9 protein-coding genes are annotated in these 13,013 nt (G+C 40.2%); 7 read left to right on the forward strand and 2 right to left on the reverse strand.

Annotated features, from left to right (window positions below; all coding sequences use genetic code 11):
* Positions 1 to 11: 11 nt before the first annotated feature.
* A complete protein-coding gene (locus DS2_RS10750; protein WP_035014782.1) occupies positions 12 to 476 on the reverse strand; it encodes a glutathione S-transferase family protein in 465 nt (154 codons plus the stop codon).
* Between the two features lie 261 nt (positions 477 to 737).
* Between DS2_RS10750 and DS2_RS10755 the strand changes: the two genes are divergently transcribed.
* The 7 genes from DS2_RS10755 to DS2_RS10785 all read left to right on the forward strand — a co-directional run bounded on the left by DS2_RS10755 (position 738) and on the right by DS2_RS10785 (position 11,870).
* Positions 738 to 1,304 carry a TetR/AcrR family transcriptional regulator gene (locus tag DS2_RS10755; protein WP_035014783.1) on the forward strand — a complete coding sequence of 189 codons (567 nt, stop codon included), beginning with the start codon at positions 738 to 740 and terminating at the stop codon, positions 1,302 to 1,304.
* A gap of 92 nt (positions 1,305 to 1,396) precedes the next feature.
* Complete coding sequence (locus tag DS2_RS19910; protein WP_051479798.1) at positions 1,397 to 2,182, forward strand: CPBP family intramembrane glutamic endopeptidase; 786 nt, start codon at positions 1,397 to 1,399, stop codon at positions 2,180 to 2,182.
* Between the two features lie 124 nt (positions 2,183 to 2,306).
* A complete protein-coding gene (locus DS2_RS10765; protein WP_035014784.1) occupies positions 2,307 to 7,139 on the forward strand; it encodes an alpha-2-macroglobulin family protein in 4,833 nt (1,610 codons plus the stop codon).
* Positions 7,111 to 9,402: a penicillin-binding protein 1C gene (gene pbpC, locus DS2_RS10770; RefSeq protein WP_035014786.1), complete on the forward strand. Its 2,292-nt coding sequence runs from the start codon at positions 7,111 to 7,113 to the stop codon at positions 9,400 to 9,402. The genes DS2_RS10765 and pbpC overlap by 29 nt, the downstream gene beginning before the upstream one ends.
* 83 nt (positions 9,403 to 9,485) lie before the next feature.
* Positions 9,486 to 10,199 carry a tRNA (cytosine(32)/uridine(32)-2'-O)-methyltransferase TrmJ gene (gene trmJ / locus DS2_RS10775; protein ID WP_035014787.1) on the forward strand — a complete coding sequence of 238 codons (714 nt, stop codon included), beginning with the start codon at positions 9,486 to 9,488 and terminating at the stop codon, positions 10,197 to 10,199.
* Between the two features lie 12 nt (positions 10,200 to 10,211).
* On the forward strand, positions 10,212 to 11,045 hold the full coding sequence (cysE, locus tag DS2_RS10780; RefSeq protein ID WP_035014788.1) for a serine O-acetyltransferase: 834 nt from the start codon (positions 10,212 to 10,214) through the stop codon (positions 11,043 to 11,045).
* Between the two features lie 171 nt (positions 11,046 to 11,216).
* Entirely contained in the window at positions 11,217 to 11,870 is a 654-nt protein-coding gene (locus tag DS2_RS10785; protein WP_035014789.1) for an MOSC domain-containing protein, read from the forward strand.
* A 73-nt stretch (positions 11,871 to 11,943) separates the two neighbouring features.
* Here the strand turns inward: DS2_RS10785 and DS2_RS10790 are convergent, their stop codons facing one another.
* The gene (locus tag DS2_RS10790) at positions 11,944 to 12,900 is read right to left on the reverse strand and encodes a Gfo/Idh/MocA family protein (protein ID WP_035014790.1); all 957 of its coding nucleotides are present in this window, start codon (positions 12,898 to 12,900) and stop codon (positions 11,944 to 11,946) included.
* Positions 12,901 to 13,013: the final 113 nt, after the last annotated feature.

Below are 13,013 nucleotides of genomic sequence, written 5' to 3' on the forward strand. Positions count from 1 at the left end.
AGTTCATTTTCTTATGCGCAGCTCAGGTTAAATTGATTGTTGTACCAATAATCTTGGCTGTTAAGGTGCTGTTCCATTGCATCTAATTGGTGTGGAATGCGCTTTTCTAATACCTCGCGCACTTGTTCTTTTTCGCCAAAAACTTTAAGGCCAATGACTCCGCCACTAAGTTGGTCAACTGAGCTTGCAAAATAAAACAACCATTGCATAAATTTTATATCTTGTTCGTGAGTTAATTGTGGTGCGTGCTCGCGGCAAATATCTAAACAAATTGCTCCTGCTTCAAATAAAACTTCACCGTTGTCTTTTTCAATAGTTGGCATTAACCCATGTGGGTTGATTGATTTAAACGGTTCAACTTTATGTGCGCGTTGAGTTGCATCTAGCTGGATAATTTGTAGTGGCAAATTTAGTTCGTTGGCTAGCCAGCGAACTTTTAAAGAGCGGTCGTATGCAAATAGGTGGTATAGCTTCATGGCGATTTCCTTGCTTTAAAATTTAAGTAACCGATTGGTGTAAAATAATTTAGTTGAGTTACTTTATTTATGCAAGGTATTTTTTACCGAATGGTGTAAAATGCGTTTGTGTAGAAGTATGGAGGAATTATTTAGAGCAAAATTTCTTTTTCATGGATGAAAAAGTGAAGCGTACAAGGATGTATTTACAGCGGTTTTGCGAAAATAATTCCCTCCAAACTTAGAATATAACTGATGTGAACTTCAGGTGATTTATTTAAGATGGCAAGAAGCAAAAATTACGACCGACAAGCTGTGATAGAACAAATAACCAAAGTGTTTTTAGCTAAGGGTTATGAATCAACTTCAATGGCTGATTTAATGTTATGTACAGGCTTAAACAAAAAAAGTTTGTATAACGAATTTGGTAACAAACAAGCTATGTTTATTGTTATTTTGGCTAGTTTTATCGAAAAAGAGCGTAGTTGTGTTGCACCTATTTTTACCCGAGAGCCACTTGGTTTAGCCAACATACGCGCCTTTTATCAACATATTTTAAATGAATTTTCTGAAACAGGTTGTTTGTTAACACTCAGCATCAACGAAGCAAGTTGTATTCCCGAGCAGGCGCTAGAAATGGTTAATCAAAGCTTTTTAGGCCTTGAACAAGGCATAGCTGCAAACTTAGCTGCCTGTTTAGGCGATAGCAAACAAACTGAAATGTTTGCACGTAATATGTTGTCGCTAATGTTGGGCTATGCAAGCTTAACTCGCTCGCCAGCTTTACGTTTAAACAATGAGCAACAGTTAAATGCCTTGCTTGATTTTATCGAGCAGAACGCTTGCTAAATTTTACCTGTATTGTGGTTAGATGCCTGCCTACTAATCGGCTGAGTTAAAAAACACGAACTCGTAACGGAACAAATTGGACAAACTATTCTATGGAAATGGTCTTTTCAAAATATAAAACTCAGGCGATTTTTGCCTCGCTTATTTTAGTTGTATTGCTCGCTGTCTTCGGCAATTTTATTCAAGCTAAAGCCGCGATATTTTCAGTCGCTTTCATCACATTTTGTGGCTGGTTGCCGAATAAACCTTGGCAGAAAACCAGCCAAATAATATTACTGACAGTCGCATCTGTCGGACTAATTCTGCATTTAGTGCCAGGTTTTAATAATATTTTAATTTGGCAAGACAGGCTTTTTAGCGACAGTAGTGTGCCACACACTTTCTATATAAATTTTGATAAAGCACTGGTGGCGATAGCTTTATTGTTTTATTTATTTAGGCAACGCGGGCTGCATGAAAAAGCTCGTCAAACGACTCGCCACTTATTAACCGTTGCGGCCGCCACACTTGTTGTTACATTTGCTTCGGCTTTATTGTTTGGCGTGATTAACTGGGACTTTAAATTACCTGACAACATTTTATTATTCGGCCTTAGCATGGTGTTTATCACAGTGACAGCGGAAGAATGTTTGTTTCGCGGGGTTTTACAACGCTCTTTTTCACATAAAATTGGTGTGTGGGGCGTGCCAATTATTGCTGTGCTGTTTGGGTTAGCGCATCTACCGTTTTCTACTGGCTTTGCTATTTGTGCCACCATAGCCAGCTTAGGGTACGGTTATGTGTATTATAAAAGTGGCCAAATAATCTGGCCGGTAATGCTACACTCAGCGGTTAATTTCACCCACCTGTTTTTGTTTAGTTATCCGTTGCTCCAATAGCTCATTATAAATATTTGCCATCCAACGGATATATGGCTACTTTCGACGGTCAAAACGCAGAATAGCAATTTGAACCAAATTTTTTAAGTGCAAATCAAGTTGCACTCGATATTAGGGAAAATAAATGAAAAAAATATTGAAAGCATGTTTGTTGTCATGCACTTTATTAACAGGTTTTAGCACTTTTAACTTAGCTGCAAATTCACCAGAGCAAGTTGCAACTGACTACAGTCAAATTGAAGAATTTTTTGTAGTGAGTGCTGGTTTTAAAGAATACCAAGGCAAACCAGCGGCTTGGGTCGGTTTATCTAAACCTATCAAACAAAACCAGTCGTTAAACTTGAATATAGATTTAACCAGCAAAGAACAATTAGTCGATGGTGGTTGGGTTTTAGATGACACTAAAACCAATCTTTATTTTCCGGGGTTAACCCCAGAGCAATCTTATACAATCAAAGTTCGGGCGAATTTAACCAGCTTTCAAGATGAAAAACTTGGTGATGTTTTCCAAAGCAGTTTTACCACACCAAAAGTTCAGCCAAGTGCGAGTTTTTTGCAATCAGGCTCTATTTTAAATCCTAGTTTTTCTGAAGGTTTACCTATTGTTGTCGTGAACCTAAATTATGTTGATGTCGAATTTTACCGTTTATCAGAAGAGCAATACCGCAGTGTATTAACGCAAAAAGCAACTGCTGAGCAACGTAGTTACCGCATTCAATCCATTATCAAACAAGCAGAACTGGTTTATTCGCGTAAATATCAAACTAAGGCTGACAAAAATCAAAAACAGCAACTGGTGTTATCAACAACTGGTATTGAAGCGCTGAAAGAGCCAGGTGTATACATGGCCTTTATGCGCGGGCATGGCGAGTATGGTAAAGCACAAACGGCTTTGTTTAATGTCAGCCAGTTAGCACTTGAAGTTAGAGAATATAAAGAAAGGTATTTATTAACTGTATATCAGCAGCAATCAGCGCAACCTCAGTCCGATGTAAAAATTACTTTGTTTGATAGAAAAGGACGGCAGATAGACTGGGCTGAATCTACCAATGCACAAGGGCAAGTTTTTATCGATAAATCATTGTCTGCTGTTGTTGCAACGGCAAGCAGCAAAGGTGATTTTAATTTAATTGATTTAACCAGTTATCAAAAACTGAATTTAACTGACTTTGTAACCACTGGTAGAAATAACTTACCGGTTGAGATATTTAGTTGGGGCGCAAGAGATCTATATCGCCGCGGTGAAATGCTCGAATACTATGCTTTGCTTCGTGACCAAGATGGCCAACGTGTTGCAGATTTTCCAATCAAAGCCGAGCTCGTTTCAGCAGATGGTAAAAGTTTAAATCAAACAATACTGCAGCCTGACGCAGATGGTCTGGGTTTATATTCTTATCGTTATCAATTGGCAGATGAAGTTGCAACAGGCCAATATAAACTTTTGTTTAAACTCAACGACAAAATATATCGGCACAATTTTACAGTTGAAGACTTTATGCCAGAGCGAATGGCAATTGAAATAATAGATGACAAAACATTGCTGGAGCAAGCTGGAGATGCTCAACAGGCCGTTAAAGCACTTTATTTATACGGAGCACCCGCAAGCGATAATAGAATGGATGGCAATGTCGCAATTCGCACGACAGAAAATGCACTAGCAGATCACCCAGGTTTTTATTTTGGTGACAATTCTAAGTTAGGACAGCTTGACTATTATGCCATTAATACGGTGAATACAAATGTAGAAGGCCAAGCTAACTTAACCATTGCAGATAAATGGAGCCGAATTGACGCTGCACTTGAAATAAATGGTTATGCAAATTTATACGAATCAGGCGGTCGGAAAGTTACTAAAAAATTTACTAAATATTGGTGGCCTCACTCAAGTTTAATTGGCATTAAACCCAGTTTTGAAAAATTAACTAGCGAACAAAATAGCCTTGCAGACTTTAGCTTAATTCGCGCAAAACAATCAGGTCAGTTAATAAAAGATGATGTGTTGGTCAGTTTAGTTTGGCACAAAACTAGCTATCTTTGGCAGCACAATGAGCGTGGTGGTTGGCAGCGTATAGAGCAAGTTGAAACAATCCCTGTTTGGCAAAAATCACAACAAATTACCGATGTTTTAAAAGTTTCATTGCCGGTTAAATGGGGTAAATACCAGTTAATTGTTAAGTCAAAAAAAGACGGACGCACAAGCAAACTATTTTTTAATGCTGGACCTGACTGGTATTCGTATTGGGCACAAGATCACGGTAACCAAGTTAAACCAGACCAAATTACACTCGCATTTGATCAAGCCGGTTACCAAAATAATGATGTCGGCAAAGTTAAATTGCACTCGCCGTACCAAGGCCAAGGTTGGTTACGGATTGAAGCGGAAGACTTGTTATATCAACAAGCTATATCCGTTAACAAAGGCGAAAACCTAATTGAATTTCCCGTAGGTGATTGGCAGCAGCACAATATTTATTTATCCGCAGTGGTTGTTTCTCCAGCTTCAAAAAATAACCAACTACAGCGAGCACTCGGCTTAGTGCATTTACCATTAGCACGAGAACAGCGCCAACTGACAGTGGCAATAGATACGCCTGAGACAACTAAACCAGACCAAACATTAAATGTGGCGGTTAAAGTAGAAGGGAGTAGTGAAAACACCAAAGTTGTTTTGGCCGCTGTAGATGTGGGCATATTAAATTTATACGGCTACAAAATGCCATCGCCGTTCGACTACTTTTTTGCACGGCGCGCATATCCTGTGGTGTTGCGCGATAACTTTAATCAGATTATTGCTGCCAATGATTTAACCAAAGCCAATATATTGTGGGGCGGTGGTGCAGCACTTTCGCATGGTGGCCAACAAGCGGCTGCACAAGTGCAATTAGTCTCGTTTTTATCTAAGCCCACAGCTGTGGATGCAAATGGTATGGCCAATGTCGCAGTGCCTATTCCATATTTTAACGGCAAATTAAAATTAGTTGCGGTTGCTTTTGATGCCAACAAATTTGGTGCAAACTCAGCTGAAACTAAAGTTGCTGATAAACTGGTTAGCCAAATTAACTTGCCAAGGTTTATTGCGGTAGGTGATACAGCAACTGGCGTTATTGATTTAGCCAATACCAGCCAAACGGATATGGATTTAGCGTTGACTTTGCAAGCAACAGGCATCAAAGCTGAGCTGGCTAACTCTCAGGTTTCGGTTGAACCTGGGCAGCGCATTAAAGTTAATTTTAAGTTGGATGCAAGAGATGCAATTCAACAACTAGCTGAATTAAATTTAGCCATTAAACAAACCAATCAGCCTGATCAAACAACAGACGCCGAGCCTTTTCAGTTAACCCGCATATGGAAACTTGCTGTGCGTCATCCATACCCTGCAGAGCGCCAATATCAACAATTTCAACTCAGTGCAGGTGATAAGCAGCAGTTGCAAGTTAATTTAGAGAACTGGCATCAACAGGTGCAATCAAGCATTCAAATGAGCAACCGCCCTGATTTTGCATTGGCTGAGCAAATTTCCCGATTATTTGCATTTCCATTAGGTTGTTTAGAGCAAACATCCAGCCGATTGTTACCTTGGTTGGTATTACCGCCAAACATGCGTGAACAATATATAGATGTTTTGGCTGAGCAGTCGTTAAGCCAAACTGTCCAGCAGGGTATAGATGGTATTTTAGTTAAACAAACGCCATCTGGTGGACTGAGTTTATGGTCAAACCGTGGGGTAGAACATTCGTGGTTAACTGTGTATGCCACTGATGTTTTATTAACGGCGCAAGAAGCAGGTTATGCAGTACCACAAGAAAAAATCGATTTATTATTTAAACGCTTGGCGTATTTTTTACGTGCCAGCAGTATTAACGACGGTTATGGTGACTTGTTGCACTACCAGTTTGCCACCCGCAGTTATGCAGCTTATATATTGGCCAAACAGAGGCAGGTAAATCTTACCCATATGCATAAATTGGCTGAACAAGTAAATCATGCCAAATCGCCTTTACCTGTTATTCAATTAGCCGCTGCGTTTGATCTGAAAGGCATACCCAAAGAGCGCAGAAAACTGATTAAACAGGCGAGAAATATCACTTACCAAAAACAATATTCAGCCGATTACAACAGTGAAATACGAGACTTGGCGCTGTCGGTAAATATTTTGCTGAAACATAACCTCGCAACAAAATGGGCACAAGCATTAAGTTTTGAGTTATGGCAAAAACTCAAACACAAATCTTGGTTTAATACCCAACAACGCATGGCTTTGGTGTTAGCTGATTTAGCTTTAGCTGAAAAGTTTTCTGAGCCGTTTAACTATCAACTCAATGTTGCGGAGGCCGAATATCAAGGGCCAGATAAACAGTCTGCATTTTATCGAGTAGACGGTTTAAATATTCAGCAAACAAGCATAGAGAACAGCTCCAAAAAAGACTTATTTGTCAGTGTTATCAGCCAAGGTTACCCAGAACAAATTACCGCGACAAGCAGCCAACAATTAAAAGTTGAACGCAGTTATTACGATTTATTTGGTAATCCAGTAGATATTAATGATGTTTTTGTCCAGTCAGGCCAAAGGTTTTTAGTGCGGTTGCAGGTAAGCAGTGATAAGAGTTATCGAGACCTAATGCTGGTTGATTTGTTACCCGCAGGCTTTGAAATTGAACGAGGCGATATCGAGCAGCACCTGGACATTCATAAAGTTAAATTTGCCCAGCAAAGTATGGCGCAGCTAGTGAAACGTAGCTCGGTTGACTACCAAGCAGGCCGAGACGATAGATTTATTGCCGCAATTAATACCTCTAGTCATGCACCAACCGATGTGTTTTATATAGTGCAAGCCGTGACTCCAGGAGAATTTATTCATCCGCCTGCTTTGGTTGAATCTATGTATCAAGCTGATTTACGCGCGGTCGGTGAAAGTGGGCGAGTGAGTATTGAAAGTTATAATCCAGCGTTACATTAAAAAGCTTGTTGTTGCCCTAGTATTACTGCTGTTTGCACTCAAGGTTTTAGATTTAGTTTTTCCACTAAATCTAACTAAATTAACCGACAGCGCAACAGTGGTTACCGACCGCAACGGCGAGTTACTGCGCGCATTTAGCAATAAAGAGTACATTTGGCGCTTTCAGGTAGAGCAAAGCTCGGTTAGTCCATATTACCTTCAGGCATTATTAACTTACGAAGATAGATATTTTTATTATCACCCCGGGGTCAACCCTGTCGCTTTGCTTCGAGCGCTTTGGCAAGGCATTAGCTCGGGCAAAATAGTTTCAGGTGGTTCAACGTTAACTATGCAGCTTGCACGTTTGCTGCATCCGCATGAAAAAAGTTTACTGGGTAAAAGTCAACAAATATTGCGTGCTTTGCAGCTTGAATGGCACTTTGATAAAACACAAATATTAGATATGTATCTAAACTTAGCACCTTTTGGTGGTGTAATTGAGGGGGTAGAGGCAGCCAGCCTAACTTATTTCGATAAAAAATCGCTTCACCTCACTAAAGCAGAAGCTGCATTGTTAGCTGTTTTGCCACAAGCGCCTTCACGTTATCGACCAGACAGACACCCAGATAATGCACAACAAGCGCGTAATAAATTATTAGACAGAATGGCTGAATATTCAGTTTGGCCACAGCAACAAGTAGATGAGTTGAAACAATTGCCTGTGTATGCTGATTATTTTAGCCAGCCACAAATAGCACCTTTGTTGAGTCGGCGTTTACGCCAGCAAAAGCAAAACCAGATTGAAACTTTTATCGATAAATCACTGCAACAACGTTTGGCATTTTTAACTAAACAGCATGTAACCCAGTTAGGTGATGAAATATCCGCTGCAGTTATGGTGATGCATGGCTTAAATGGCGAAGTGGTCAGTTACATCGGCTCTGCCGATTTTTACAGCCAAAAACGCAAAGGCCAAGTTGATATGATTAGTGCCATCCGCTCGCCAGGTTCAACCCTTAAACCTTTTGTATATGCGGATGCGATTGAATCTGGACTTATTCACGAAAATAGTTTGCTGTTAGACATACCAGTTGTCAGAGGCAACTACAGCCCTCAAAATTTTTTAGGGGGATATTCGGGGCCAGTTACTGCTAAGCAAGCCTTGTTAAAAAGTTTAAATATTCCGGTGTTGCAAGTGGTTAATCATTGCTCTATCAAAGCGCTCACCGCAAAATTAGAAAATGCTGGGCTCAAATTGATTTGGCCCGAACATGCTGAGCCCAATCAAGCTTTAGTATTAGGCGGAGTGGGCACACAACTAGAAAGTTTAGTGCAACTTTATTCGAGTTTGTTAAATCAAGGTATTGCCGTAATACCTAGGTTTGGTAAAGAACAAGCACTAGAAACAAGATTTGCCATGCAGCCAGGTGTTGCTTGGATAATACAAAATATCTTGCGTCAGCAGCAGTCTAATTGGCAGTTTGAGCAGCAGCCAATTGCCACCTCTGCAATTGGTTGGAAAACGGGCACAAGCTATGATTTTAGAGATGCTTGGGTGATAGGTTTTAGTGGTAAATACATTATTGGCGTGTGGGTCGGGCGAGCGGACGCGCAGCCAATTTTCGACAACACAGGTACGCAAAATGCTTTGCCTTTATTTATGCAAATTGCCAAACAAGTTGAATCAGACTTTAAACCGACTAAACCAACATCCGTTAGTCAAGCTGATACTTGTTGGCCATCGGGCAAACAATCCCAAACAACAGAAGAAGGCAGTTGTTTATTCAAGCAGCAAAGCTGGTTATACAACTTGCAAGCGCCGCCGAGCATGAATCATCACACGGCTGGTTTTAACGAAGCTTTAAACATTCAGTATTGGCTAGAGCCAAGTGGCCACCGTGCTTATACAAGCTGTGCAAGCGCACAAGCACAAAAAGTTTCGCAAGCTGTGTTTCCAAAATCGTTAAATGCTTGGCTACCAACTGAATGGAAACAAGAAAATTTATTACCCAAGTTATCAGCAAACTGTCGAAATTTGAGCACAAGCAGCAGTGAATTATTGATAACTTCAATACAAGATCAAAGCCGTTTCATTCGCCGCAATGCAACCGACTCGATTCAGCTAGAGCTTGTTACCAATGAGCCGAATGAAACTATTTTTTGGTTCTTAAACGACAGGCCTATTGTTAGCGATAGACTTATAATAAACAAAGCAGGCCAATATAACTTAGTTGCGTTAGCTCAGTCGGGCATGAGTGATCAGGTGAGTTTTATTGTGGAATAGAAACTTGTCGCAAACCTTAACAAAAACAATGTGTGTGTTAGAATACGCGGCCTTGCTACTAGCTATTCACGGGACTTCATACCATGTTAGACAATATCCGCGTTATTTTGGTTAACACTTCGCACACTGGCAATATCGGCTCAACTGCACGAGCGATGAAAACTATGGGATTATCTAAATTGTGGTTAGTTGACCCAGTACAAGAGCCAGATAGTCATTCAAGTGCATTAGCCGCGGGCGCAACAGATGTATTAGGTAACGCAAAAATTGTAAAAACTTTAGATGAAGCAATTGAAGGTTGCCGACTAGTTGTTGCAACCAGTGCCCGTAGCCGCACCTTGTCGTGGCCTGTTATGGACCCTAGAGAATCAGGGGTTAAATTGGTTGAAGAAGCGCAAACAGGCGAGGTTGCATTAATCTTTGGCCGTGAAAATAATGGTTTAAGCAACGACGAACTACAAAAAGCCCATTTTCATGCGGTTATTCCAGCAAATCCAGATTACAGCTCGTTAAACCTAGCAGCTGCAGTACAAACCTTGTGTTATGAAGTGCGCATGGCGCATCTTGCTAATACTGAAATAAAATCAGACGTTGAGCCTTATCCATTAGTAGAAGATTTAGAACGCTTTTATACTCATTTAGAAGGTACATTGTCGAAAACAGATTTTATTGTAAAAAATCACCCTGGACAGGTAATGGCTAAACTCCGCCGCTTATTTAACCGTGCGCGTCCTGAAACACAAGAATTGAATATTTTGCGCGGTATTTTGTCGTCAATTGATAAGCTAGCTAAATAAAAGGATTGATATATGTTTGAGCGCTTAAAAGAAGATATTGATTCGGTTTTTCACCGCGATCCAGCTGCGCGCAATTTTATCGACGTTTTAACTAACTACCCTGGCATGCAAGCCATCTGGTGGCACCGCCTTAGCCACCCTTTGTATAAAAGAAATTGGAAATGGTTAGCGCGGTTTGTTTCCAATTTAGCGCGTTGGTTAACCGGTATTGAAATTCACCCTGGCGCGACCATTGGCCGTCGATTTTTTATCGACCACGGTATGGGCGTGGTGATAGGGGAAACCGCTGAAATAGGTGATGATGTTACTTTGTACCATGGGGTAACTTTAGGTGGTACAAGTTGGAATAAAGGTAAACGCCATCCAACACTCGGCAATGGTGTTGTGGTAGGTGCGGGTGCAAAAGTATTGGGCCCCATTTACATTGGGGAAAATGCCAAAGTTGGCTCTAACTCTGTTGTGGTTAGAGATGTAGCTGAAGGCGCAACAGTTGTTGGTATACCAGGCAAGGTTGTGACCTCTAAAGCTAAACCTAAACAGGCAACAGAAAACGGTGTAACCGAAAAACGCAAAGCTATAGCTGAAAAATATGGTTTTGATGCTTACGCAGTGAGCGCTGATAACCCTGATCCAGTTGCAAATCACATTGGTAGAATACTTGACCATTTACACATAATGGATAGTAAGGTCACTGAACTTTGCCGAGAAGTAAAAAAGATGGGCGGGGATGTTTGCGACCAAGCTTTACCTAATTTGTCGATTGATGACGATGATGTGGTAAGAGCAGAGCAAGATGCTGCGCGTAGCCGACAATCTCAACACGAATCGTTCGATCCACAAATTTAATGTTTCTTTGCATTTAATTTTAACACGGGATAACAAGTTGTTTTCCCGTATTTAGGGTAAGTAACCATAAGTTACTTGCTTGAGGCTGAATATCTGAAAATTCTTAAGTTAAACTAACAAATCTAACTTCTTTTGATATATTAGGTGTATACCGCTTAAAAGGATGAATTCATGCAGCTTCTTTCAATCAATGTCTCTAAAAAACAATTGATTAATTACGGTACTCGTCAAATTAAAACTGGTATTTTTAAAAAGCCAATTCATAAAGCCGTAGAGGTTTTCACTGATCATATTCAGGGTGATGAACAAGCCGATTTACGCAACCATGGAGGGGTAGACAAAGCCGTTTATGCTTATAGCTTTGCTCACTACACATATTGGAAAGATAAACTCTGTATTAAAGAATTAGACTTTGGTAGCTTTGGCGAAAACTTTACGTTCTCAGAATTAGACGAAGCTAGTATTCAAATTGGTGATATATTCAAAATCGGCAATTGTCTATTACAGGTCAGCCAACCTCGTGTACCTTGTTTTAAACTCGGGCTTAAATTTGATAACGCAGAAATGCCACGTTTGTTCACCAAATCAGCCAAAACCGGTATTTATTTTAGAGTATTGCAAACAGGCATTGTAGCACCAGATCAACAGTTAGAATTGGTTGAAAAAGCACAAAACAGCGTGTCGGTACAAACTCTGTTTAATGCCTATTACAACCAAGATGTCGCACAAGGTTTACCAATAATTGCCAAAGCGGTTGAACTAGCTACTTTGTCTGAAGCGTGGAAAGGACAGTTGACGAAGTATGTGGCAAGGCATGCTAAATAAGCCAAACAAATTAATGGCAAACAATTGGCTAGATCGATTAAAGACAGTTTGAGCTAAGCCTACCACTAACACCTTAAAACTGTCTCCTCACAAGCTCTATATGTTTTTGAAATAGATAGCTTTGTTGGTGGGTTACCACGGATGGTTTCAGTTTATTATCTAGTAAATCTTGGCCAGCGGCTTGTGCTTCAAAGTTAAATCCAAGCGATTGTCTTTGGTCTTCAAAACGTTCAACTTCTTCGTCTAACTCATAGCGTGAACAGCTTTTAGCTTGCCAAAAATCAGGCAAAACTATGTAACCTTTGTCGCCAATAATATAAGCATTATTGTTTAACTTACATTGAAATGAAGTGGCTAGATTCGCTTTGCCTGTAGCAAACTCTGCAAACATGCTAACGTCATTATCTACACCTGTTGGGGCAAAATCAGCTGAAACAAACATAGATTTTATATCATTACCTAAAAAGTAATTGGCAATCGCTATTGGGTAAATGCCCATATCAAACAAGCAACCGCCGGCTAAATCAGGGTTGTATTCTCGCCCTTCTGGGTTATAAGGCATAGGGTAACCAAAGTCTGCTTTTACATGTTTCAGCTGGCCTATTTTGCCTTCATCAACCCACTTTTTAGCCTGGATAATTGCAGGTAAAAAGTAGGTCCACATTGCTTCCATTAAATAAACATTGTTTGCTTTGGCTAATTGAGTTAATTGCTCGCATTCAGCTGATGAAACTGTCATCGGCTTTTCACACAATACATGTTTACCCGCTAAAATGGCGGCTTTGGCTTGCTCAAAATGAAAATTGTGTGGGGTGCCTATATATACAATATCAATCTCTGGATCTTGAAATAAAGCGTCGTAACTGCCGTAGGCCTTGTTTATAGCAAATTTATTAGCGAAGGTTTTTGCATTATCTAAGTTTCTTGCCGCTACTGCTAAAACCTGCCCGTTATCAACATATTGCATGTCTTGTACAAATAAGGTTGAAATTCTACCAGCGCCGACAATGCCCCAATTTATTTTTTTCACGCTTTATACTCCTATAGATCGTTTCGGTTTAGGCTACAAGCCAGCTAGATTACTTTCAAGCAAAAACAAACCGTTAGCTGTAGTCACAACTATGTTTTGTTTGTTTTTGCCAC

It is taken from the genome of Catenovulum agarivorans DS-2 (assembly GCF_000568405.1).
Lineage (GTDB): Bacteria > Pseudomonadota > Gammaproteobacteria > Enterobacterales > Alteromonadaceae > Catenovulum > Catenovulum agarivorans_A.